This window comes from Undibacterium sp. Ji49W, from assembly GCF_049340205.1.
In the GTDB taxonomy this organism is placed as follows: Bacteria; Pseudomonadota; Gammaproteobacteria; order Burkholderiales; family Burkholderiaceae_D; genus Undibacterium.
Genome location: NZ_JBMPOW010000027.1, coordinates 22,051 through 46,804 on the forward strand (window position 1 = coordinate 22,051; position 24,754 = coordinate 46,804).

24 protein-coding genes are annotated in these 24,754 nt (G+C 50.8%); 20 read left to right on the top strand and 4 right to left on the bottom strand.

Going from position 1 to position 24,754, the window contains the following annotated elements:
- Positions 1–11: 11 nt before the first annotated feature.
- From rpmF to ACO0LK_RS25235, 15 genes are all read left to right on the top strand, one after another.
- Complete coding sequence (rpmF, locus tag ACO0LK_RS25165) at positions 12–194, top strand: 50S ribosomal protein L32 (RefSeq protein ID WP_186945318.1); 183 nt, start codon at positions 12–14, stop codon at positions 192–194.
- 239 nt (positions 195–433) lie between these two features.
- Positions 434–1,516 (top strand): phosphate acyltransferase PlsX, encoded by a 1,083-nt coding sequence (gene plsX / locus ACO0LK_RS25170; protein ID WP_186945317.1) that lies wholly within the window; start codon positions 434–436, stop codon positions 1,514–1,516.
- A complete protein-coding gene (locus ACO0LK_RS25175; RefSeq protein WP_422980006.1) occupies positions 1,513–2,499 on the top strand; it encodes a beta-ketoacyl-ACP synthase III in 987 nt (328 codons plus the stop codon). Before plsX ends, ACO0LK_RS25175 begins: the two co-directional genes overlap by 4 nt.
- Positions 2,500–2,727: 228 nt before the next feature.
- Positions 2,728–3,669 carry an ACP S-malonyltransferase gene (fabD, locus tag ACO0LK_RS25180; protein ID WP_422980008.1) on the top strand — a complete coding sequence of 314 codons (942 nt, stop codon included), beginning with the start codon at positions 2,728–2,730 and terminating at the stop codon, positions 3,667–3,669.
- On the top strand, positions 3,666–4,418 hold the full coding sequence (fabG, locus tag ACO0LK_RS25185; protein WP_422980010.1) for a 3-oxoacyl-ACP reductase FabG: 753 nt from the start codon (positions 3,666–3,668) through the stop codon (positions 4,416–4,418). Before fabD ends, fabG begins: the two co-directional genes overlap by 4 nt.
- 151 nt (positions 4,419–4,569) lie before the next feature.
- On the top strand, positions 4,570–4,809 hold the full coding sequence (gene acpP / locus ACO0LK_RS25190; protein WP_110253556.1) for an acyl carrier protein: 240 nt from the start codon (positions 4,570–4,572) through the stop codon (positions 4,807–4,809).
- Positions 4,810–4,841: 32 nt separating this feature from the next.
- Positions 4,842–6,083 (top strand): beta-ketoacyl-ACP synthase II, encoded by a 1,242-nt coding sequence (gene fabF / locus ACO0LK_RS25195; RefSeq protein WP_422980012.1) that lies wholly within the window; start codon positions 4,842–4,844, stop codon positions 6,081–6,083.
- A 75-nt stretch (positions 6,084–6,158) separates the two neighbouring features.
- Positions 6,159–6,614: a protein YgfX gene (locus ACO0LK_RS25200; RefSeq protein WP_422980014.1), complete on the top strand. Its 456-nt coding sequence runs from the start codon at positions 6,159–6,161 to the stop codon at positions 6,612–6,614.
- A gap of 131 nt (positions 6,615–6,745) precedes the next feature.
- On the top strand, positions 6,746–7,348 hold the full coding sequence (rpoE, locus tag ACO0LK_RS25205; RefSeq protein WP_186945311.1) for an RNA polymerase sigma factor RpoE: 603 nt from the start codon (positions 6,746–6,748) through the stop codon (positions 7,346–7,348).
- A gap of 65 nt (positions 7,349–7,413) precedes the next feature.
- Entirely contained in the window at positions 7,414–8,100 is a 687-nt protein-coding gene (locus ACO0LK_RS25210) for a sigma-E factor negative regulatory protein (protein ID WP_422980016.1), read from the top strand.
- 2 nt (positions 8,101–8,102) lie between these two features.
- Positions 8,103–9,122 (top strand): MucB/RseB C-terminal domain-containing protein, encoded by a 1,020-nt coding sequence (locus ACO0LK_RS25215; protein WP_422980018.1) that lies wholly within the window; start codon positions 8,103–8,105, stop codon positions 9,120–9,122.
- A 12-nt stretch (positions 9,123–9,134) separates the two neighbouring features.
- The gene (locus tag ACO0LK_RS25220; protein ID WP_422980020.1) at positions 9,135–10,628 is read left to right on the top strand and encodes a DegQ family serine endoprotease; all 1,494 of its coding nucleotides are present in this window, start codon (positions 9,135–9,137) and stop codon (positions 10,626–10,628) included.
- A gap of 136 nt (positions 10,629–10,764) precedes the next feature.
- Complete coding sequence (locus ACO0LK_RS25225; RefSeq protein ID WP_422980022.1) at positions 10,765–11,022, top strand: glutaredoxin family protein; 258 nt, start codon at positions 10,765–10,767, stop codon at positions 11,020–11,022.
- Complete coding sequence (gene rnhB / locus ACO0LK_RS25230) at positions 11,015–11,620, top strand: ribonuclease HII (RefSeq protein WP_422980024.1); 606 nt, start codon at positions 11,015–11,017, stop codon at positions 11,618–11,620. The genes ACO0LK_RS25225 and rnhB overlap by 8 nt, the downstream gene beginning before the upstream one ends.
- A gap of 11 nt (positions 11,621–11,631) precedes the next feature.
- Positions 11,632–12,426 carry a TrmH family RNA methyltransferase gene (locus tag ACO0LK_RS25235; RefSeq protein ID WP_422980026.1) on the top strand — a complete coding sequence of 265 codons (795 nt, stop codon included), beginning with the start codon at positions 11,632–11,634 and terminating at the stop codon, positions 12,424–12,426.
- 11 nt (positions 12,427–12,437) lie between these two features.
- On the opposite strand, the gene ppsR is transcribed toward ACO0LK_RS25235, so the two are convergent.
- On the bottom strand, positions 12,438–13,286 hold the full coding sequence (ppsR, locus tag ACO0LK_RS25240; protein ID WP_422980028.1) for a posphoenolpyruvate synthetase regulatory kinase/phosphorylase PpsR: 849 nt from the start codon (positions 13,284–13,286) through the stop codon (positions 12,438–12,440).
- 311 nt (positions 13,287–13,597) lie between these two features.
- Between ppsR and ppsA the strand changes: the two genes are divergently transcribed.
- The 4 genes from ppsA (at position 13,598) to ACO0LK_RS25260 (ending at position 19,887) form a co-directional block, all read left to right on the top strand.
- Positions 13,598–16,015 (top strand): phosphoenolpyruvate synthase, encoded by a 2,418-nt coding sequence (ppsA, locus tag ACO0LK_RS25245; protein ID WP_422980030.1) that lies wholly within the window; start codon positions 13,598–13,600, stop codon positions 16,013–16,015.
- Between the two features lie 332 nt (positions 16,016–16,347).
- Positions 16,348–16,782, top strand: coding sequence for an NfeD family protein (locus ACO0LK_RS25250; RefSeq protein WP_422980032.1), 435 nt, complete (start codon positions 16,348–16,350; stop codon positions 16,780–16,782).
- A gap of 75 nt (positions 16,783–16,857) precedes the next feature.
- Positions 16,858–17,808, top strand: a complete 951-nt coding sequence (locus ACO0LK_RS25255; RefSeq protein WP_186945302.1) for an SPFH domain-containing protein — start codon at positions 16,858–16,860, stop codon at positions 17,806–17,808.
- Between the two features lie 135 nt (positions 17,809–17,943).
- Entirely contained in the window at positions 17,944–19,887 is a 1,944-nt protein-coding gene (locus tag ACO0LK_RS25260; RefSeq protein WP_422980035.1) for an SPFH domain-containing protein, read from the top strand.
- Positions 19,888–19,912: 25 nt separating this feature from the next.
- Here ACO0LK_RS25260 and ACO0LK_RS25265 read toward each other — a convergent pair whose 3' ends face one another.
- Genes ACO0LK_RS25265 through ACO0LK_RS25275 form a run of 3 tightly spaced genes read right to left on the bottom strand, consistent with a single transcriptional unit; the run spans position 19,913 to position 23,818 of the window.
- Complete coding sequence (locus tag ACO0LK_RS25265; RefSeq protein ID WP_422980037.1) at positions 19,913–20,803, bottom strand: putative DNA-binding domain-containing protein; 891 nt, start codon at positions 20,801–20,803, stop codon at positions 19,913–19,915.
- A complete protein-coding gene (locus ACO0LK_RS25270; protein ID WP_422980039.1) occupies positions 20,800–21,720 on the bottom strand; it encodes a DUF692 domain-containing protein in 921 nt (306 codons plus the stop codon). Before ACO0LK_RS25270 ends, ACO0LK_RS25265 begins: the two co-directional genes overlap by 4 nt.
- 28 nt (positions 21,721–21,748) lie before the next feature.
- Complete coding sequence (locus tag ACO0LK_RS25275; protein ID WP_422980041.1) at positions 21,749–23,818, bottom strand: ferritin-like domain-containing protein; 2,070 nt, start codon at positions 23,816–23,818, stop codon at positions 21,749–21,751.
- Positions 23,819–24,029: 211 nt separating this feature from the next.
- On the opposite strand from ACO0LK_RS25275, the gene ACO0LK_RS25280 reads away from it, so the two are divergent.
- Positions 24,030–24,722: a DNA alkylation repair protein gene (locus ACO0LK_RS25280; protein WP_422980043.1), complete on the top strand. Its 693-nt coding sequence runs from the start codon at positions 24,030–24,032 to the stop codon at positions 24,720–24,722.
- The last annotated feature ends 32 nt before the right edge of the window (positions 24,723–24,754 follow it).

Genomic DNA, 24,754 nt, shown 5'->3' on the forward strand with positions numbered 1-24,754 from the left:
TAGGAGTTATCATGGCAGTTCAGCAAAACAAAAAGTCCCCATCCAAGCGTGGCATGCACCGTTCCCACGATTTCCTGGTTGCACCGCAACTGGGTATCGAGCCAACAACTGGTGAAACACATATGCGTCACCACATCAGCCCTAACGGCTTTTATCGTGGTCGTAAAGTATTGAAAACCAAGAACGACGAGTAATACCTGTTCCTGGTAAAAAAAGCGGCGTGACGAGTCCTGGACTTGGCGCCGCTTTTTTTCGTTAACCTGCATTTTGCCTGCACCTTGCCGAAATAATTTTTGCGTAAGTTCTATGATGGAATAGTGCGGGTGATTTCTTGAAATTTTGAGATAATTCCGCATTTGAAAAATTAATTCGGGATGATTCCAGTCTCGGTTTGATACACTAGCTGTTTCGGATTGAAGTTTCGTATCACTACATGACAATTAAAATTTCCATAGACTGCATGGGCGGAGATCATGGCCCGGCAGTTACCGTGGCAGCGGCCGTGGCGTTTGCCAACCGCGAGCCCGATGTTGAATTTCTTCTGGTGGGGACTGAGGCTGTCATTCAGGCTGAACTGAAGAAGTGTCACGCCAGCAATCATGCGCGCCTGAGAATCATCAATGCCACCGAAGTGGTGGAGATGGATGATCCGATCGAAGTTGCCTTGCGTCGCAAGAAAGATTCTTCCATGCGTGTGGCAATCAACCAGGTGAAGGAAGGCAATGCGCAGGCCTGCGTGTCTGCGGGCAATACCGGCGCCCTGATGGCCGTGTCGCGCTATGTGCTGAAAACCATGCAGGGCGTTGATCGTCCGGCCATCTGCAGTATTTTGCCGAACCAGAAAAATTTACCGACCTACATGCTTGACTTGGGCGCGAACGTGGATTGCGAGCCCCTGCATTTGCATCAGTTTGCCATCATGGGTTCTGCCCTGGTGTCGGCGCTGGAAGGCAAGGACAAGCCCAGCATAGGCTTGCTGAACGTCGGTGAAGAAGATATCAAGGGCAATGACATGGTCAAGAAGACGGCGCAACTGCTGCGTGCCGATCATGAGCGTGGCATCCTGAATTTTTATGGCAATGTCGAAGGCAATGACATCTTTGAGGGCACGACCGACATCGTCGTTTGCGACGGTTTTGTTGGTAATGTCACCTTGAAAGCAGCCGAGGGTATGGGGCGTTTCGTCAAAACCACCCTGACCTCATCGTTCAAGAGCAATCCCCTGAATATGCTGGGTGCCTTGCTGGCGCGTGGTGCGCTGAAATCCATATCGCGCACCATGAATCCCTCCAATTATAATGGCGGCAGTTTGCTGGGCCTGCGTGGCCTGGTATTCAAAAGCCATGGCAGTGCAGACAAATATAGTTATGAATGGGCAATACAGCGCGCATTTGATGCCGCAAAAAATGATGTATTGTCCCGCATCGCGACCACAATGGCAAAATTGATGCCCATTGCAGAAGTAGCTGCAGTCGCTCCGGACAACAACGAACTCTTGGTACAAAAAACCGCATGACTTTCTTTAGCAAAATTATCGGTACTGGCAGCTACCTGCCTCCCAACAAAGTAAGTAATCAGGAATTGACCGACCAACTGGCGGCAAAGGGTATAGAAACCTCGGATGAATGGATATTCTCGCGCAGTGGTATTTCGTTCCGTCACTATGCTGAGCCTGAGGTTACTTCCAGTGATCTGGCGGTAGAGGCCGCAAAGAAGGCGCTGGATGCTGCAAAAATGCAGCCGAATGATATTGATCTGATCGTCCTGGCGACATCGACACCGGATTTTCTGGGTGGCTTTCCTAGTACTGCCTGCGTGGTGCAGAACAAGCTGGGCATCAACAATGGCGCAGCTGCCATGGATGTGCAGGCAGTGTGTAGTGGCTTCATGTATGCGATGTCGGTGGCTGACAGCATGATCAAGTCGGGCAGCCATAAAAATGTGCTGGTGATCGGCGCTGAAGTATTTTCCAAGATACTGAATTTTGAAGACCGCACCACATGCGTGCTGTTTGGTGATGGTGCTGGTGCGATCGTGATGTCCCGTTCTGATGAGCCGGGCGTGCTGGCAACCAAGCTGCATGCCGACGGCAGTCACGCCAATATTCTGTGTGTGCCTGGCAATGTACAGGGTGGTGTGGTGGCTGGCAGTGCTTTCCTGTATATGGATGGCCCGGCGGTGTTCAAGCTGGCTGTATCCGTGCTGGAAAAAGTAGCCAACGAAGCCCTGGAAATTGCTGGTCTGAAAACCGATCAGATTGACTGGCTGATACCGCACCAGGCCAATATACGCATCATGCAGAGCACGGCAAAAAAAATGCGCTTGCCTATGGATAAAATGGTGGTGACGGTTGATCAGCATGGCAACACCTCCGCTGCATCGATACCGCTGGCGCTGGATCTGGCCGTGCGTGATGGCCGGGTACAACCAGGCCATACGGTTTTGCTTGAAGGCGTGGGTGGTGGCTTTACCTGGGGTGCAGCCATAGTCAAGATGTAATTCAGGATGTAATCAGTAGTAGCTGCTAGTGAACTGTAACAATTGAAAACAGAGTGTCTGTCACGCGCGCGCCGACCATGGCTGTGTTGCAAATGCTCGCGATAGTCCCACTATCGCTGTGCTTTGCGCCTTGCTCTGATCGACGGGCACGCGCCATTCACCTCTGTTTCAACTGTTACAGTCCACTAGTAATACACAAATAATATATAAACAGAGATATAGATAGATATGACGCAATTTGCATTTGTCTTTCCCGGTCAGGGCTCGCAGGCCATAGGCATGTTGAACGGCTTCGCCGACAATGCCGTAGTCCAGCAAACCATCGCCGAGGCATCTGATGCCCTGAAGCTTGATCTGGGTAAACTGATCAACGAAGGCCCGAAAGAGGCGCTGGACCTGACAACTAACACGCAGCCAGTCATGTTGACAGCTGCCGTAGCCTGTTACCGTGCGTGGATAGCTGCCGGTGGCCCGATACCAAAATTGGTCGCTGGCCATAGTCTGGGTGAGTATTCGGCTCTGGTGGCCGCAGGTGTGATCGCCTTTGCTGATGCTGTGCCCATGGTGCGTTTCCGTGCGCAATCCATGCAGGATGCGGTGCCTGTCGGGCAGGGCGGCATGGCTGCCATCCTTGGCTTGTCGGATGAAGATGTCAAGCTGGCCTGTGCTGAGGCAGTATCCGGCACACCAGGCGAGGTGGTTGAAGCCGTCAATTTCAATGCGCCTGCGCAAGTGGTGATTGCCGGTAGCAAGGCTGCGGTTGAGCGTGCCTGTGAAATCGCCAAAGCCAAAGGTGCCAAGCGCGCCTTGTCTTTGCCGGTATCTGCACCTTTCCATTCATCCCTGTTGAAGCCGGCATCGGATAAATTGCGTGATTACCTGGCAGGTATCAATTTTTCTGCGCCGGTCATTCCACTGATCAACAACGTCGACGTAACTGTGCTGAATACGCCCGAGTCTATCCGCGATGCGCTGGTAAGGCAGGCTGCCAGCCCGGTGCGCTGGGTGGAAACCATTAATAAAATGCACGCTGATGGTATCAGCCATGTCATTGAATGCGGTCCAGGCAAGGTATTGACCGGCCTGACCAAGCGCATTCAGGCAGAGTTGATTGGCGATGCTGTATTTGATCAGGCAAGTTTGGATAAAGTATTGGAAATCTTGAAATGACACAACAATTGGAAAATCAGATTGCCCTGGTTACCGGGGCTTCACGTGGCATAGGTAAGGCAATTGCAGTCGGTCTGGCAAAGGCGGGCGCAAAAGTCATCGGCACGGCAACGTCCGAATCCGGCGCTGCCGCCATTACCGCCTATCTGGAAGAAGTTGCACCAGGTGCGGGCAAGGGCGTGGTATTCAACGTCAATGAGGTTGAGCGTAGTGCCAGCCTGGTGGAAGAAATACAGAAAGAATTTGGTGGTCTGTCCATTTTGGTGAATAACGCCGGCATTACCCAGGATCAATTGGCCATGCGCATGAAGGAAGAAGAGTGGGATAACGTTATTTCCACCAATCTGAGCGCTGTGGCCCGTCTCTCGCGTGCGGTATTGCGTGGCATGATGAAGGCCAAGGGTGGTCGCATCATCAATATTACTTCCGTTGTCGGTTCTTCCGGTAATCCGGGGCAAATGAACTATGCTGCTGCCAAGGCTGGCGTGGCTGGCATGAGTCGTGCATTGGCCAGGGAAATTGGCAGCCGTAATATCACGGTTAATTGCATTGCACCCGGTTTTATTGATACGGATATGACCCGGGCATTGACTGATGAGCAAAAAGCCGCAATTTTGCAGCAAATTCCACTTGCAAAACTGGGGCGTCCGGAAGATATTGCAGCTGCAACTGTGTTTTTGGCATCACCGGATGCTGGATATATTACTGGTACAACACTGCATGTGAATGGCGGAATGTACTTGGCGTAATCATTTTGTTGATTTTTACCTGTAACTTCGACGAAAATAACAGGAGTTATTGCTGAAGATCGGGGGCTTGCTTTTTTTGCTCACAAACCTGCTAAAATGCGCGCACTTTCTGTAGGCCCTTATTTTTTTGATTTTTTCACTGGAGACACACATGTCCGATATCGAACAACGCGTTAAGAAAATCGTCGCTGAACAACTGGGCGTCGCTGAAGCTGACATCAAAATCGAATCCTCTTTCGTGGACGATTTGGGTGCAGATTCTTTGGACACAGTTGAATTGGTGATGGCACTCGAAGACGAATTCGAAATGGAAATCCCTGACGAACAAGCTGAGAAAATCACGACTGTTCAACAAGCGATTGACTACGCTAAAGCCCACCTCAAGGCCTAATAGTCGAATTTTTTCAAATCCAGGAGAAGCGCTTGAGTCGTTCGCTTAAACGTCGAGTCGTCGTTACCGGGCTCGGTTGTATTTCGCCAGTCGGCAATACTATTGCAGATGCTTGGGGTGCCATCACTGCTGGGCAGTCCGGTATCGCTACGATCACCAAATTTGATGCAACTCCCTTCACCACGCATTTTGCCGGTGAAGTGAAAGGCTTCAATGTCGAAGACTACATGCCGGCAAAAGAAGCGCGCAGCATGGATACGTTCATCCACTACGGCATTGCCGCAGGGGCGCAGGCTTTTGTAGATAGCGGTCTGACCGTTACCGAAGAAAATGCAGAACGCATCGGCGTGATTGTTGGCTCTGGTATTGGCGGTCTGCCTCTGATTGAAGAAACCAAAGAAACCCTGATAGAGCGTGGACCACGCCGTATCAGTCCTTTCTTTGTGCCTGCTTCCATCATCAACATGATTTCTGGCCATCTTTCCATCAAGTATGGTTTGAAAGGCCCGAATCTGGCAATCGTCACGGCATGTACGACCGGCTTGCACTGCATCGGTTCTGCCGCACGCATGATCGTCTACGGTGATGCTGACGTGATGATCGCTGGTGGTGCAGAATCGACGATTTCGCCCCTGGGTTTGGGCGGCTTTGCTTCTGCGCGTGCGCTGTCGACCAGAAACGATGATCCTGCCACATCTTCCCGTCCTTGGGACAAGGACCGTGACGGTTTTGTCCTGGGTGAAGGTGCTGGTGTCATGGTGTTGGAAGAGTATGAACATGCCAAGGCACGTGGTGCGAAAATCTATGCTGAAGTCATCGGCTTTGGCATGAGCGGTGATGCTTATCACATCACTTCGCCTACTATGGATGGTCCGCGTCGCAGCATGATCAATGCGATGAAGGATGCTGGCATCAATCCTGAGCAAATTGCTTACCTGAACGCGCATGGTACATCGACGCAGATTGGTGACAAGAACGAAACCGACGCGATCAAGGCAACCTTTGCTGACCATGCCTACAAAATTACCGTGAATTCGACCAAGTCGATGACCGGTCATTTACTGGGTGGTGCAGGTGGTCTTGAATCCGTGTTCACGGTGCTGGCCCTGCACAATCAGGTGTCGCCACCGACGATCAACATCTTCAATCAAGACCCTGAATGCGATCTCGATTACTGTGCCAATACGGCACGGAATATGAAGATCGAATATGCAATGAAAAATTCGTTCGGCTTCGGTGGAACGAATGGCACTTTGATATTTGCAAAAGCCTGATTCGGAAAAGAATCAATCCTGGCACTTCGTTTCTGTTTGAAATGAAGTGCCATTTTTTTTGTAGTCGTGTCCACCATGTCTATTTCACTGTTTGCTGAAATCAGGCCTTCACGTGTCCTGCTTGCTGTATTAACTGGCATGGCAGGTCTGGCGCTTGCCAGCGTGAGTCTGGTGATCTGGCAGTCGGGCATGGCAGTGGCGGTGAAAGCCTTGCTGTGGGTGGCCGCCGCGTGCCTGATTGTGCTTCAGTTATACCGGGCCTGGTGTAAGGAGACGCGGTTCTGCAAACTGAGTATTGCCGACAGTGGTTCCATGATCTTGCATGAACCTGCGGGTGCTATTCATCATGCGGGCCTGACCGTGAGCTTGAGTCCCAAAAGCCGCTTGCTACCGCAATTGCTGTCAATTTTTCTGATTGATGAGCAGGGCCGGGAACATAAGTTGCTAATTTTGCCTGATTCTGTGAATCCTGTTGTTTTTCGGGCATTGAAAGTAAGCCTGATGTGGATTAGCCAGCACTATGTGAAATGAAATGTTACCTCTGTGAAGGAACTTTTAGCAATAATGAGTACTCTGACCGGGTATAAATCGCGTATGTTGACGTTAATAAAATGCATTTGCCGCTTTTGTACGCTGCACTTTGCGCATATAGGAATGAATGAGTGACGACAGAACGCGAAATTGATCAGCTATTGGTTGAGCGCGTCCAGCGTGGTGACAAAAAAGCATTCGAGCTTCTGGTTTCCAAATATCAAAGGAAATTAATGCGGCTCGTGTCCCGGCTCGTCTATGATCATGCCGAAGCAGAAGATGTAGTACAGGAAGCATTTATCAAGGCATACCGTGCCTTGCCGAATTTTCGTGGCGAGTCCGCGTTTTACACCTGGCTGTACAGGATAGGTGTGAATACCGCGAAAAACCACCTGGTAACGCAAGGGCGCAGGGCGCCGACTTCGACGGATGCCGATGTCGATGAAGCAGAAAGTTTTTCCGATGCAGAAGGTCTGAGAGATATTAATACGCCAGAATCCCTGCTTGCCAGCAAGCAGATCGCAGAAACGGTGAATAGCGCCATGTCCACCTTGCCGGAAGAATTGCGGAACGCAATCACCCTGCGCGAGATAGAAGGCCTGAGCTATGACGAAATCGCGGAAGTCATGCTGTGCCCGATAGGAACGGTACGCAGCAGGATATTCAGGGCACGAGAGGCCATCGCTGAAAAATTGCGGCCTCTGCTAGGTACAACGCTGGAGCAGCGCTGGTAAACCAGGCTGGCACGGCACAAGGCAGTAAAAAACGAATTCAAAATAAGTGGTAAAAGGTGAAAATTATGGACAAAAGCACAAATCAACATGAGAGCATTTCCGCCATGGCAGATGGCGAGCTCAGTGATGCTCAACTGGATTCCTTGCTGGCAGGTTTGAACCAGCCCGGAAACAAGGACGCCTGGGAAATTTATCACCAGATTGGTGATGTGCTGCGTTCCGAAGAACTGGCTGTGAGTTTCAGTGCAGATTTTTCCAGTCGGCTGTCGGCAAGACTGGATGCAGAGCCTGCCATCCTGGCACCAAATGCGCTGATCAGAAATGATGCTCCTGCTGCCCAGAAAGGGGTGAAGGGGCAGAAATTTCTAGGCTCTTACGTAGCGGTAGCCAGCGCTGCCGCAGCTGCAGTGTTTGCCTTCATTCTGGCCCCGCAACTGCCATTCATGCACAACGGCCAGGATGTTGCTACGCAGGTCAGCAGCAAGCCTGCACCTACAGGCAATGTGCAACTGGCATCGCATGGTGACAGTACGCCCATGTCGGCACTGGCAGTGAATAGCAGCCAGAATCCAGCCGTCATGGAAAAAAATGCCCAGGCCAATGACAAGCTGGCAGCCGACATGCCGGATATGTTGCGTGATCCGCGTATCGATAGTTACCTGCAGGCCCATCAGCGTTTTTCACCTTCATTGAATAACGCTACACAGTACGTTACCCGTGCCAATGCCGTTTCAGCCGCTTCGGAAAAATAAGTATGATGTGCGTATGGCGTTTTAAGATCGCGGTGGCGGGATCTGCCTGCTTGCTGAGTGCATTGATGGCACCGGCAGCAGCGCAGGATTCGTCGGAAGACCGACGGGAAGTACATGGCGTTTTGCGAAAAATGCAGGCATCTGCGCAGAAACTGAATTACTCGGGCACCTTCGTGTACCAGCAGGCGAATCAGATTCGCACTTCCAGAATTACCCATATTCTCGAAGCTCGCAATGAACTGGAAAAATTGGAAATTCTGGATGGTCAGCCGCGTGAATATGTGCGGAAAAATGATGAAGTCATGTGTTACTTGCCAGAAAGTAAGACATTGCAGGTAGAAAAAAATGTCACGCAAGAAGTTTTTCCTGCCTTGCTGACCTCCAATGCGCATGCGCTCCCCGAGTCATATTCGATCAAAAAAGCAGAACTCAGCCGCGTTGCCGGCATCGATTGCCAGACGTATTCACTGGAGCCACGTGATGCTTCCCGCTATGGCTATCGCCTGTGCGTAGAGCGTGATTCAGGGCTGTTGTTGCGTGCACAGACACTGAATCCCAAGAATGAGGTGATAGAGCAAATCGCCTTTACCCAGTTGACGATAGGTGATATCGATAAACAGAAGGTCAGGCCTACTTTTCAAAATACTGCACAATGGCAGGTTGAAAATTTGACGGTGCAGTCCAATATCAATTCTGGTTGGGTTGTAAAATCCTTGCCAGCCGGATTCAAGAAGATTCGTGAAATGAAACGTCTGATTCCTGCGTCAGCTACTGCCAAAAGCAGTGAGGCAAATGCAGCGAAGGCGCATCAGGTCATACAAATGATTTTTTCTGACGGGTTGGCGGCAATTTCCGTTTTTATTGAACCAGATAGTGATAATCGCACGGAAGGTAGTCTGCAGCAGGGCGCTATGACCATCATGGGCAAGCGTCATGCTGAATACTGGCTGACCGTGGTGGGTGAGGTACCGGCAGGCGCAATCCGGCAGGTAATGAACTCGATTGAATTTAAACCTAGATAAGCGAATGACGCCATGAACGTGAACAAACTTTTTCCAATTGAAAAAATTGCTTCCACACTGGTACTGAGTGCCTGCGTGGGTTTGGTCGTACCAACAGCAATCAATGCCAACCCGGTCGCATTGGCGGCCCCGGTAACAGGCTTGCCTGACTTCACCGAATTGGTGGAAAAATCCGGCCCAGCCGTGGTGAACATCAGGACAACAGAAAAAGTCCCTACCGGTCAGAATGCAAATGGTCTGGATGATGACCAGATGCAAGAATTTTTCCGCCGCTTCTTTGGTGTGCCTGTACCTACACCTACGCCAAAAGCGCAGCCTACACCAAAAAATCGCAAGCAGACACCACAGGCACAGGAGGAAGAAGTGCCGCGCGGTGTTGGTTCCGGTTTCATCATCTCGCAGGATGGTTTCGTCTTGACGAATGCCCACGTGGTCGAGGGCGCTTCTGAAGTGTATGTCAAGCTGACGGACAAACGTGAATTCAAGGCCAAGGTGATTGGTGCTGATCGTCGCACTGACGTCGCCGTATTGAAAATTGACGGCAACAAGTTGCCACGCGTCACCATCGGTGATTCTGACAAGATCAAGGCTGGTGAATGGGTGATTGCCATCGGCTCTCCGTTTGATCTCGACAATACCGTGACAGCCGGCATTATTTCTGCTAAGGCACGTGATACCGGTGATTACCTACCGTTGATACAGACTGACGTAGCGGTTAATCCAGGTAATTCTGGTGGCCCGCTGATCAATATGCGCGGTGAAGTTATTGGTGTGAATTCCCAGATATATAGCCGTTCTGGCGGCTACATGGGCATCTCGTTTGCGATCCCGATTGATGAAGCCATGCGCGTCGTCGAACAATTGAAATCTGCCGGTAAAGTTGTGCGTGGTTACCTTGGTGTGGAACGTATTGATGTACCGAAAGAAGTGGCAGAAGGCCTGGGTCTGGCAAAAGCCCAGGGTGCACTGATACAGCGTGTTATGCCTGGTTCTCCAGCTGAAAAAGCCGGAGTTGAAGTCGGTGACGTGATCCAGAAAGTAAATGGCACTGTCATCGAAAAAGCAGTGGACCTGAACCGTATCGTTGGCGACATCAAACCTGGTGGCAAGGCGACAGTGACAGTCTGGCGCAAAGGTGGCGCAAAAGATATCGTGATCACGGTCGCTGAAGCCGATGCTGAAAAAACCCCTGCTGCCAAAACTGGCAAACAAAAAGCTGAACCTGCTGTCAATGTATTTGGCCTGTATGTGACTGACCTGAGCGATGCGCAAAAGCGTGAATCTCAAGTCAGTGGCGGCGTTATCCTGGAAAGTGTGGATGGCGGCGCTGCCAAGGCGGGCTTGCAGGCTGGTGACATCATTACCCGTGTGAATAATTCCGATATCAAGGATGCCAAGGAATTTGCTGCGGTAATGGCGAAAGTGGATGCCAAGAAAGCAGTGTTGCTGCTGGTGAAACGTGGTGAAGTATCCAAGTTTGTTGCCGTCCGTCCGACTGCCCAATAAACCGGTCTGATAGCAAAAAAGGCCACCTGTTCAGGTGGCCTTTTTTATTTGGCTACGACTTGGTGGCACCGATCGCAGCGACTTATAATATAGGTGTAATGACGCAAATGTGATTGCGGATAACCTGATTGGCAAGATGATGATTCAATTTACCCTATACTCGCGCAGCTATTGCCATCTGTGTGACGACATGCTGGAGCAGTTGCAAGCCTACAGCCCGGAATATGGTTTTACAGTCAAAGTGGTCGATGTTGACCAGGACGATGAACTGCTGGCCGCATACGATGAGCTGGTGCCTGTCCTGGTTGGGCAGAAGCAAGGGCAAGAGCAACAGCAGCGCATCTGCCATTATTTTTTAGACCCCGCGGCACTGAAAGCATTTTTCCATGCATGACCTGATACCTGGCTTGCCCCTGTTTGATTACGAAACCGAAGTGATTTGTGGTGTTGATGAAGCCGGGCGTGGCCCGCTGGCAGGACCGGTGATGGCGGCTGCCGTGATTCTTGATCCGCAACGTCCAATACCGGGCTTGCGCGATTCCAAAAAGCTCAGTGAAGCAAAGCGTGAGCTGCTGGCAGTAGAAATCAAGCAGCATGCGCTGGCATGGTGTATCGCCGAATGCTCGGAACAGGAAATCGACGAACTCAATATCCTGCAAGCCACCATGCTGGCCATGCGCCGCGCGGTTGAAGGATTGTCTGTAACACCGACACTGGCCCTGATTGATGGCAACCGCTGCCCGGTCATGGCTGTTCCTTCCGAAGCCATCGTCAAGGGCGATGACAAGGTGGCAGCCATATCGGCCGCATCCATACTCGCCAAAACTGCGCGCGACCATGTTTTGATGCAATTGCATGAAACCTATCCCCAGTATGCGCTGGACCAGCACAAGGGTTATCCGACCGCATTGCATCTGGAACGCCTGCGCGAACACGGCGTGTCACCGATACACAGAAAATCGTATGCGCCCGTGAAGGCATTGCTCAAATAAATACACCCTACATGAAATCGATTACCTCTCGCGACAATCCGCTCTACAAGGAATTCAAACATCTGGCTACCAGCGCGCAGGCCTTGCGCAAGGCGGGCCGTACCTTGCTGGATGGCGTGCATCTGTGTCAGGCCTATTCCCAGCATCACGGTTTACCGCAATGCTGCATCGTTGCTGAAGGCAGCCTGTATCATCCTGAAGTGACCGCTATTCTGGCAAATATAGAACAGCAGGCAGTCCAGTGCATTTGCCTGCCAGATGCGCTGTACAAGGCCTTAAGTCAGGTTGAGCATGGTGTGGGCCTGATGTTTGTGATTGCTACACCGGCGCAGCAACTGCCAGCAGCATTGGCTGTGTCCTCGGTCGTGCTTGACAACTTGCAAGACCCGGGCAACCTGGGTTCCATTTTGCGTAGTGCCGCAGGTGCCGGCATACGCAACGTGTTTTGCAGTATAGGAACAGCTGCGGCCTGGTCACCCAAGGTCATGCGGGCCGGCATGGGGGCGCATTTCCTGCTCAACATTTTTGAAAACGTGGACCTGGCTGAACTGCTGGAGAATGCCAGCATTCCCGTATTGGCAACCAGCTCGCATACCAAACAAACCATATACCAGACTGACCTGAGCAAGGATGTGGTCTGGCTGTTTGGTCATGAAGGGCAGGGCGTGTCACCAGAGTTGATGGCGATGGCCAGCAAAACCGTGACTATTCCCCAGCAGGCAGCCATAGAATCGCTGAACGTGGCAGCCAGCGCTGCCATCTGTTTTTTTGAACAGGTTAGGCAGCAACTGGGCCAGTCGAATTAATACTGTTGATATCAATAAACCCGAACGTCAGATTTAATTTCCTGCAATATCGTGGTGGATATTTCTTCAATCGACTTGGCGGTCGATGACAGCCAGCGTATGCCTTCCCGTTTCATCATCAACTCTGCTTCATTGACTTCGTAACGGCAATTTTCCAGCGATGCATATTTGCTGCCGGGGCGACGTTCATTACGGATTTCCGACAGACGTTCTGGCGCAATGCTCAGTCCGAAGATCTTGCCCTTGAATTCGGGCAGGGCCGAAGGCAATCTGCCGCGTTCAAAATCATCCGGTATCAAGGGGTAATTGGCTGCCTTGATGCCATACTGCATCGCCAGATAAAGGCTGGTCGGGGTCTTGCCTGAACGCGAAACACCGACCAGTATCACATCTGCCGTCGATAAATTCTTGTTCGACTGACCATCGTCATGTGCAAGGGAAAAATTGATAGCCTCAATGCGGTTTTTATATTCCTCAGAATCGGCAATATTGTGGCTGCGCCCTATGGTATGGGTGGATTTGATCCCCAATTCCTGTTCCAGCGGCGACACAAACGTCTGTATCAGGTCCATATGCAGACCCTTGGACTTGAAAACCACGCCAGCCAGGTCGGTTTTTACCAGGGTGGAAAAGACGATGGGGCGGTTACCATCGGCATTGAACGCGTCATTGATGCGACGTACGGCATCATGGGCTTTATCAAGAGTATCAATGAAAGGCAGACGGACTTGCTTGAATTTCAGGTCAAATTGCGTCAGCACGGAATGCCCGAAGGTTTCTGCCGTAATACCCGTGCCGTCTGACACAAAGAACACGGTACGGTTGGCGGCTGGCCTTGTTTGTTGAGGGGAGTCTGGCATAGTTATTTTGATATGGTTAATTAAATATATTTATAAGGGGTGTCTGTACGGTTTTTGTAAGATTTTTTATATAAGTACAAACAAAAAACACAGCAAATTCTCATTTGCTTGAGAAATTCTTGCGAGACACAATGTAAAATGCTGCAACAGCATGTTCAAGGACGTGTTGAGATGTGTTTTTGGTATAGCTGGTGGGTCAATAAAAAAGCACATCTCAATACGCCCTCAGCAGCTCGCCTCAAGAATAACAAAAAAACAGTGGGAGACGAAGCTGTAGGGCAAAGATTTCTTACCATCAAAAAGAGGTTGTTATGTCCAACGCAGCAAATACCGAAGCAACTTATGTTGCCTCGTTTGAGCATTTACGCATGACGGATGTTGAATCCGTCGGCGGGAAAAATGCATCATTAGGCGAAATGATCAGCCAGCTGGCCACTGCCGGGGTGCGGGTACCTGGTGGTTTTGCCACCACAGCGCAGGCGTTTCGTGATTTTCTTGCTCATAGTATCGACGGTGGCCTGCCTTTGGCCCAGCGTATCGCTGATCGTCTTGAACACCTGAACATTGATGATGTCAAGGAACTGGCAAAAGCCGGTGCCGAGATTCGCCAGTGGATAATCGACACCCCTTTCCAGCCACGTCTGCAAACGGAAATCGAAGCCTTCTACAATAAACTGGTTGCCGAATCCACCGCAGAAATGTCCTTCGCCGTGCGCTCTTCTGCTACCGCTGAAGATTTGCCGGATGCGTCTTTCGCTGGCCAGCAAGAAACTTTCCTTAACGTCGTCGGTATCGACAATGTGCTGGAAGCGATGAAACATGTCTTCGCCTCTTTGTACAACGACAGGGCGATTTCTTACCGTGTCCATAAAGGCTTCACCCACGCTGAAGTCGCCTTGTCTGCTGGTGTGCAGCGCATGGTGCGTTCGGATCTGGGTGCCGCTGGCGTCATGTTCACGATAGATACCGAATCCGGCTTCAAGGATGTGGTGTTTATCACATCCAGCTATGGCCTCGGTGAAACCGTAGTCCAGGGTGCGGTAAATCCGGATGAATTCTATGTCCACAAACCTATGCTGGAACAGGGTAAATTGCCCGTCATTCGTCGCAATATCGGCTCCAAACTGATCAAGATGGAATTTACCGGTGAAGCCAAGGCCGGTCGTTCCGTCAAGACCGTGGATGTACCTGTGGAATTGCGTAACCGTTATTCGCTGAATGACACCGAGGTGGTGGAGCTGGCTAAATACGCGACCATCATTGAAAAGCATTATGGCCGCCCTATGGACATAGAATGGGGTAAAGATGGTCGTGACGGCAAGCTGTACATCCTGCAAGCGCGTCCAGAAACCGTCAAGTCTCAGCAAAAACCAACAGATGCACAGCAACGCTTCAAACTGAAGGGCAGTGGCACAGTCCTGGTATCAGGCCGTGCGATTGGTCAGAAGATAGGTGCAGGCCGTGTGCGTGTGATTCATGATCCGTCAGAGATGGAAAGAGTACAACCGGGCGATGTGCTGGTGGCTGACATGACCGATCCGAACTGGGAACCAGTCATGAAGCGTGCTGCCGCTATCGTCACCAACCGTGGTGGCCGTACCTGCCACGCGGCAATTATTGCGCGTGAACTGGGTGTACCTGCTGTGGTGGGCTGTGAAGATGCGACGGACGTGCTGAAAGACGGCACCCTGGTGACCGTCTCTTGCGCCGAAGGTGATGAAGGCAAGATTTACGATGGCCTGCTGGAAACCGAAGTCACAGAAGAGTTGCGTGGCGAATTGCCGAAGTTGCCGTTGAAGATCATGCTCAACGTTGGCAACCCTCAACTGGCGTTTGACTTCCAGTCGGTACCTAATGAAGGTGTCGGCCTGGCACGTCTGGAATTCATCATCAACAATAATATTGGCGTACATCCGAAAGCGATTCTGGAGTACCCGAATATTGATGCAGATCTGAAAAAAGCAGTGGAATCCGTGGCCCGTGGCCATGCTTCACCCAAGGCTTTTTATGTCGACAAACTGGCCGAAGGCGTGGCGACCATTGCTGCGGCATTCTGGCCTAAAAAAGTCATCGTGCGCCTGTCTGATTTTAAATCCAATGAGTACAAGAAACTCATAGGTGGTTCCCGCTACGAACCGGATGAAGAAAATCCTATGCTGGGTTTCCGTGGTGCAGCGCGTTATCTGGCACCAGACTTTGCCGAATGTTTCGACATGGAATGCCAGGCAATGAAGCGCGTACGTAACGACATGGGCCTGACCAATGTGGAAATCATGGTGCCTTTCGTTCGTACACTGGGCCAGGCAGAAAAAGTTGTGAATCTGCTGGCAAAAAATGGCCTGCGCCGTGGTGAAAATGGCCTGCGCCTGATCATGATGTGTGAAGTGCCATCGAACGCGATACTGGCTGAAGAATTCCTGCAATTCTTTGACGGTTTCTCTATCGGTTCGAATGACCTGACGCAATTGACGCTGGGCCTGGATCGCGATTCCGGCATGGAACTGCTGGCTGCCGACTTTGACGAGCGTGATCCTGCCGTGCGCGCTCTGTTGTCACGCGCTATCGCTGCCTGCCGCAAGCTGGATAAATATGTAGGCATTTGTGGCCAGGGGCCTTCGGATCATCCTGACTTTGCCGAATGGCTGATGAAAGAGGGAATTGAATCCATTTCCCTGAATCCTGATTCAGTCATCGACACCTGGCAGAAGCTGGCAGCGGTTTCCAAATAAGCCTGGTTGAGTATTTGTTTCTGTCCGGAAAAACGGGAATGTCTGAACTGACATTCCCGTTTTTTTCTTGTTGGTGCGCCGCAACATAAATGATTTTGGACCCTTGTATTTTCTTGAATTAGGACTAGACTACCGGTGTCGAAACTTAAGAAAAAGAAAATCAATACTTCAACAAAATTCCTGGAAAAGCCCTCGCTACCGAGTAGGTAACGAGGGCTTTTTTGTGAGTAAATTCCTACGACGATTACCGATGAAAAATATAAGCAGTTCGTAGAGAATGCAAAAGCAGCAGAGTCACTGGTGGTATAAAAATTGATAAGGAGAACAAGAAAATGAACGGATGGATGATGTGGTTGGTGTTGGCGGGCGTGGTCGTGATACTGGAACTGTTCACGGGCACATTTTATTTGTTGATGATATCTCTGGGTCTGGTAGCTGGCGCGATAGCGGCCGTATTTCAATTTAATGCCGCCAGTCAGATGATCGTGGTGGCGATTGTTGGCTCAGTCGCCACTGCGGCTCTGCACAAAAGCAAATACGGCTGGAAAGAAAATGCTAATGCAGCACGCGACCCCAACGTCAACATGGATATAGGCCAAAGCCTGCAGGTCGATGACTGGAAAGATCAGGGTAATGGCAAATTTGTGGCACGCGCCATGTATCGCGGTGCCATGTGGGATGTGGAATTACAGCACTCGGCTGGCTATCCCGGTGCTTATATGATTGAAGAAATACAAGGTAGCCGCTTGCTTGTGAAGCCGTGCTGACAACAAATAAAAATCAGTTGCATCAGTTTTTTAGCGTAAATAAAAAATCATTTAAATAACAATAAAGGTAAGAAAATGGAAAATATAGGTACAGTCGCTCTGGTTTTACTGATCTTGGGTGTCGTGTTTATCTTCAAGACCATCAATGTCGTGCCGCAGCAGCATGCTTGGGTGGTCGAGCGTTTGGGTAAATACCACGCCACGCTGGGGCCAGGTTTGAATATCGTGGTGCCCTTTGTTGATCGCATCGCCTACAAGCACATCCTGAAAGAAATTCCGCTGGATGTACCGCCGCAAGTGTGTATCACCAGGGACAATACGCAATTGCAGGTGGATGGCATATTGTATTTCCAGATCACCGATGCCATGCGCGCCTCATATGGTTCTTCCAACTATATTGCGGCGATCACGCAACTGGCACAAACCACCTTGCGTTCGGTCATCGGTAAAATGGAACTGGATAAAACCTTTGAAGAGCGTGATCACATCAACACCACCATCGTCAATGCGATTGATGAATCTGCTGCCAACTGGGGTGTCAAGGTCCTGCGTTATGAAATCAAGGATTTGACGCCACCAAAAGAAATCTTGCATGCCATGCAGGCGCAGATTACGGCTGAACGTGAAAAACGTGCCCTGATCGCTGCTTCTGAAGGCCGCAAGCAAGAGCAAATCAATATCGCCACCGGTGAACGTGAAGCATCGATTGCCAAATCCGAAGGTGAAAAACAGGCTTCCATCAACCGTGCAGAAGGTCAGGCTGCTGCCATTCTGTCGATTGCAGAAGCCAGCGCCGAGGCGATACGCAAGACTGCTGCCGCAATGCAATCGCCAGGTGGTGCTGATGCAGCCAACCTGAAAGTGGCTGAGCAATATGTAGCAGCGTTTGCCAATCTGGCGAAAACCAATAACTCGATTATCGTCCCGGCCAATCTGGGTGATATGAGTGGCCTGATCGCTACCGCCATGCAAGTTGCCAAGTCACAAAAGCCTGCCATCATCGAGTCGCCACGACGACCCGTCTAAATTGAAGGGGAGGCGTGACAGGCCTTCCTGAATCCCTGATTTCATCCCCATTGCTGTACTGCTGGCACCTATCAGGTGCCAGCAGCGCCGCTGCATTTCCGCACACATCGGAACATATAGAAGAAGAGGCTATTCATGTTTGAAATTATCCTGGCAGTCAGTGTTGTCGCCCTGATTCTGCTGTTTTATACCAGTAATATCCTGGTGTATATCTCGAATGAAAAAATCGGTATCGTAGAAAAGAAATGGTCTACCGGCGGTTCTGTACAGCAAGGCTTTATTGCGCTGAATGGTGAAGCCGGTTTCCAGCCCGAAGTCTTGCGCGGTGGTTTTCATGTGTTCTTCCCGTTTCAATATGCTATCCACAGGCATGACCTGGTGACGATACAGCAGGGCACCCTGGCCTATGTATTTGCCCGCGATGGTCAGGCCATGGCACCTACCCAGAACCTGGCCTGCAACAAGGCAGCGAATGACTTTACCAATGTGCGCAGTTTTTTGACCAGTGACGGTCAAAAGGGTCTGCAACGCAAGATATTGCGCGAAGGTACCTACGCCATCAACCTGGCGCAATTTGTGGTGCTGACTGCCGACCGCGTGTATGCCTTGCCATTGCCGGGTGATGGCAATGTCAGCTCTGAAGGTATGGTGGTTGGTCAACTGGCAGAAATGCTGGATGAACTGCGCTTGCGCAATGGCTTCTTGCCGCTGGTGATACGTGACGACAAACTGGCCGTTATTACGACGCATGAAGGTCGTTCACTGCCTGAGGGCACGATAGTGGCCCCCGTGGTTGGTGCTGATCCGCATGAAGACCGCAGTTACCATCACGACTTCCAGAACCCCGAGGTATTTATCGAAGGTGGCGGATATAAAGGCCGCCAGTTGCAGGTGCTGGTCGAGGGTACCTATTATTTGAACGCTCGCTTCGCCACCTATGAGATCGTCGAAAAACGGGTTGTACCGGTCGGTTACGTCGGTGTGGTCGTCTCTTATACTGGCAAGGCCGGTAACGACGTCACCGGTGAATCATATCGCCATGGTGAATTGGTCAGCAGCGATGAAAAAGGTGTGCAGGTGACCCCACTGTTGCCAGGTAAATACGCGCTGAACCCCTATGCGAAACGGGTGATCGATGTGCCCACCACCAACTTCATCCTGAAATGGCAATCCGGCCAGGTCGGTTCGCATGAGCTGGACAAACACCTGAGCGAAGTTTCACTGATTACCAAGGATGCGTTCGAGCCTGACCTGCCTTTGTCCGTTGTCGTCAACATCGACTATAAAATGGCACCGCTGGTGATACAACGATTTGGTGATATCCAGAAACTGGTGGAACAGACCCTGGACCCCATGGTGGCCGCTTATTTCAAAAACATAGGCCAGGGCAAGACTCTGATTGAATTGTTGCAGGAACGCTCGGATATACAAGAGCGTGCAAAAGCCGAGATGCGCAAGAACTTTGAAGGTTATAACCTGACCCTGAATGAAGTCCTGATCGGTACGCCGCGTGCCAAGACTGGCGACACGCAGATTGAAGTGATATTGAAGCAATTGCGTGAACGCCAGGTTTCCAGAGAACAGCTGGAAACCTACAAAACCAAGGAAACCGCAGCCGTGCAAGAACGCATCCTGCGGGAAGCAGAGGCCAAGGCCAAACAGCAGACCGCCATTACCGAATCTGAGCTGGCAGTGAAAATTGCAGAAAACCAGGGTAGTGCTGCCGTACAAAAAGCCATCAAGGCAGCAGAAGAAGCACGTCAGGTGGCTTCTGGTGCGGCTGACGCCAAACGCACTTTAGCCAATGCAGAGGCTTATCAGATCCAGCAGATAGGTGAGGCGCAGGCGAAAGCGACTGAGCTGAATGTGGAAGCCTATGGCGGCCCTGAACTGCAATTCCAGCAAACCGTACTGCTGCGTTTTGCCGAGGCGATAGAGAAAGGCCATATTGCCATGGTGCCCAGCATACAAACCGGTGGCAGCGGCAGCAGTTCAGCCGTTGATGCCTTCCTGGCGCTGGCAGCAAAAGACTTGCTGAATAAAGGGGAGGGCAAGACAGCAATTATTAATGCCGGTTAAGCGTTTATATGGGAGGTGACCTTGATCAGATCAAGGTCATCTTTTCTGTCGTAAGCAGTCCAAGCGCCTGTGCTTGTGGCTGCCACAGGCAAATATCTGCCAGCAGAGCCTGAATATCCAGCCCGGTTTCTTTTGATGCCTGTACTGCACACTGATGAAGATCAGGATGGTGATACGCAGCTAGTAAAAAATGATATTGCCACGGCAGCAGGCTGATCAGCTGTACCCGGTAATTCTGGCGTGTAAATGCCAGATAGCTGGTTTCAGGATCTGGTGGCGCTGGCAAATCCTGGTCGGCGGGTGCATGTTTGGCCTGTTCCCAGTACGCCAGTAAAGGAAAGCTGGTTTTCAGCAGACGTACGCAGGCCGGAATATGGATGCTGGCATGTGAACCCATCAGCAAGTCAAATGCATGATGGGTTTTGATGTTGCGGTCTTGTTCCAGCCCTGGTGCCCGTATGACTTCGGTAAATGCCCGTTCCAGCCTTGCTATTTCAATGGGAAACTGCAATAGCAGATCTGCCTCACCTGCATTTTCTCCACCTATGCTAGTGGGCTGACTTTGCTGCAGAAAATCGGCAAAACCAGCACCCAGATCATACAAAGACGGTGCGCGGGATGGATGGCGCCAGATATAGTTGTGTGCAAAAAAATTGAACAGATCATTGCCCATCAGGCGATGTAAAACCGGGAAGTCAGCCTGCAGGCATTCCTGTAAACGCAGGATATAGCCGTGGGCATATATATGCATGCGTGATTGCTTGCCTGGCGCAGTCTTGATGACGGCTGATTCTGCCAGGCCCAGATGTTCCTGTGCCAGAGATAAGCCTCTTTCCAGTCCACCGGGTGCGGTCATCACTGTTAAAAACCAGTTTTGTAATTGCGATAGCGATGGATCAGGTAAGGGCTGATTCATGAGGTGCTGAGTTCTTCCAACTGAAAATGCAAAGGCGTAGAAATGCTTGCCGCAGATGCCGTATTGATTTTCATGTCTGGAAAGTGACCATCCATGACTAATCTTGCCTTGTCCAGTTCTGCCCGCAATTCAGGGTAAGAGGGGATGTTGGCATCCCATTCCAGTAAAGTTGACACACCTCCTGTCAATTCCTGCGCCAAAGCATATAGATGCCATACAGGCGTAGGCACTGGCTGATCATGCGTATCTATCATATAGTCGTCACAATGACTTGGCCCCGCCAGATGAATTTGCACAATGCGGTCCGCTGGCAGATTACGTATATAGCGTTCAGCATCAAAGCCATGGTTATAGGCCGAGACATAAACATTATTGACATCCAGCAGCAGACCACAGCCGGTTTTTTCGCTTAAACGACTTAAGAATTCATCTTCAGCCATGCTTGACTGTTCAAATTCTACATAGGTGCTGGGGTTTTCCATGATCAGTGGACGTTCCAGAAAATCCTGCACTATGCGTACACGTTCTGCCACATGTTCAAGCGTGGCCTCATTCAAGGGGAGTGGCAGTAAATCATGGGTATTCATCCCTGCCGCACCAGTCCAGCACAAATGGTCCGACACCCAGGCAGGCTGCAATTCCTTTGCCAGTTGCCTGAGTTTTTTTAGATAGTCGAAATCCAGTGCATCGGTGCTGCCTATCGACAGTGAAACACCATGCATGACAATGGGGCAGGTTTGCGCGATGTGTTCCAGCACATGACGCGCATAGCCATGGTTATCAATGAAGTTTTCTGTGATCACTTCAAACCAGGCTACGCCGGCACCGTATTTCAGTATGTGCTCAAAGTGCATATTGCGCAGACCAACGCCCAGGCCCAGATTGGGCAGACCCAGACGTGGCTGCGTAGTTTGCATGAGGTATGCCTCAGTCATGTTTATTTCATCATGTTGATGGTGGCAAAGCCAGGCGCAAGTCATTTGGCTTCGGCATTTCCCCCGGGTTTTTGTGACGCGCCGCCATGACCTTGCTATACGCTGCCCAGGCCGTGTCAAACACGGCATCGCCTTGTTTGAAATCGATGTTCTTGTTTTTCAACAATTGTGCTTCGTGGGGTGGCTCAGTACCAAAAGTGTACAGTGTCATTGTGCCACTCGCTGGAAACAGTTGCGATGCAGAGATAGGCACGGCACAGCCGCCATAGGTTTTACAGCGGTTATCACTAGGTGCGCTGTATAAGGTGCCGGTAGGTGCTGGACCAGGTGGCGCGCCACAAATGCCGTGTGAGCCACGGTCTGCCGTTGCGCCCAGAACCGGTTTCTTTTCTGGATCAACGACCATATCTATCTGGGCAAAGCCACAGCCACCCTGGGCTTCACAGCTATTTGAACCACGGCAACTGTGATAAACGGCAATCGCAGCGCATTGATTATTTGCTTCCTCGGTTTCTGATCCCTTGCTGGCGTTGAAATCCAGACCCTGGCAGGCGTGGTACAAAACATTCTTGTCTGGTAGCGGAACGCTGACTGATAAATCTGGCGAGCAACCTGTGATCGCCCAGCAAATTGACATACGGTCGCCTGAACCAACCATGGATGGATAGGGGAAGCTTGTGTCCTTGTTTGTCCAGTATTCATCCAGTACTGAGGTAATGCCATAAATGGCCCCCGCAGATACGCTGCTTAACATCTGTACGGTTTTTGCACCTTCGCTTTTCAGGCGATTCAGCGCACCGGCAACTTCGTCAGGCGTAGGGATATTTTGTGGCGCTGACGCGGCATCGTAATCCTTATTGGTCAACATGGCAGCCGTCCACTGATTGCCTGCAACGGCATGCCATTGTTCCCAGGTCAGCAAGTGATCCGTGGCGCTCGCTCCGGGATGTTCCATCTCTTTGCGGATATCATGGAAGCGTTCATAGTGATCAAATGCCGCGCTATGGAAACGTGCGGAAGCGTCTCTCGATTTCGCTAACACGCCATCACCGTCATACGCAGGGTAATCGAGCCTCAAAGCTTCGTCTGATTCGCGATAGTCAGGCTGTACGGCACGCAGTAAATGCGTGCGGCGATAGTGTTTGATCCCTGCGGAATTACCTTCGCCCTGATCGGTAATGGCACACATCATGTCGATGGCCTTGTTTTGCGAACCGGCCTTGCCGCCATCAAGATCGTCAGGGCCGAACAAAGTATCAAAATGCGGATATTCTTTTTTGGGATGGCTGTCGTTGGGCTGTTTGGGTGTGCTATGGACATTGAACATGTCTTTTTGTACTGCATTGTTATCAAAGAGTTTTTGCCATAGTGTCTGACCATCCGTATATTCCATGCTGATGTATCTGGCATAGCATTCATACATATAGCCTATGGTACCGAACAGCGGCAGGTCAGCAAATCCCTTGTCGGGATTCCAGTTCGCCAGCGGTACATCGGGGAAATATTTATCGGCATTGTGGCGCAATTCTTCGCGTGCCTGCTTTTCTGGCTGCTCGATTGCCAAAAACAGTTCAATCTGGTTTTTATTCAATGACTCCAGATTGACCCTGACATCCTTATAGCTGTCGGTGTCCCTGAGATCAACAATGCAGGGTATGGTGTGCTTGTCGGGGCCATAGCAAATCCAGCCACGCTCAGTGTTTTGCAGACCTGAATTTTCAGTAAAGCTGGGAGCGACACTAATGGCCGTAGCGATATTGGCGGCCATCTGCAAATGCAGCATTTCCTGAATGAATACGCTGAATATGACATTGAAGGCACGTTCATTGGCTGTAACGGCTTCTGCCGTGGTAGCCATGCCTGGCCATTGGCGACCCTTATAATACTTGTTACCTTTGGAATTGATCTGATGCGTGCCATAGATCGAATACATGGAATTCATATACAGCGGTATCGTAAATAACTCGACGCTGACGGTCGCCTGGGCAATCGCTCTTACGGCAGCGGCATCGGTGTCAAATTCTGAGAGCGGGCGATTCTTGATGGCGTGCTGCGGTGTTTCAGGTATGGCTGCGAACATGGGGCTGCTCCTGCGCTGGCTTGGTATGATTAGAGGGAGATGCAGACGGGGGTGATGCGGTAAGATGTGAATAAAAACATAATGACTTTAACATAAAAGAATGTGTACTTGAAACTATTTGAGCAAGTCATACTCTTTCTGGATTGACTGATTTAGCCACCAGTTTTTGTCCTGCTAATACAGTTTTTTCGCTATTTTGGGAACAGCGAATATGAAAGAAATCATCGAACAATGCAGGCTTAGCCTGCTGCCACTGGCGGACCCCGTGCGGGCGCAGGGGATGCGCGCCTATATGAAAAACCGCTTTGAATTTCTGGGCATTCCCGCCCCTGACAGGCGCAAGGCCTGTGTGGATATCACCCGGCAATTGAAAACGGCAGATGCTGACCAGCTACTGGCAGTGGCGACGAGCCTATGGGACTGCAAGGAACGCGAATATCAGTATCTGGCAGTAGATATCCTGGCCAAACATTACCGGCATTTGCGCGTGCAAGATGTACCAGCCTTGCTGGCACTGGTACAACAAAAATCCTGGTGGGATAGTGTGGATGGTCTGGCCGGTGTATTCGGTGATCTGCTGCGCCTGCATCTCACGGAGGATAGAAAAATACAGCAAACCATGGATGCGGCTTTGCTGCATGAAGATTTTTGGGTCAGACGCATCGCCTTGTTACATCAACTGGGCTGGCGTGAAAAGACGGATGTAGGCAGATTGTGCCGGTATGCTCTGACCCTGGCCGCAGAAGATGAATTTTTCATCCGTAAAGCCATAGGCTGGGCCTTGCGTGATTATGCCTGGCATGACCCGGCGATGATCAGTGTTTTTCTTGATCAGCATAAGGCGCAATTTTCAGCATTGACACAACGTGAAGCAGGCAAAAATCTGGAAAAACTGGGCTTTTAGTGAAAGAAACCCGCTTCGCATGAGCATGCAAG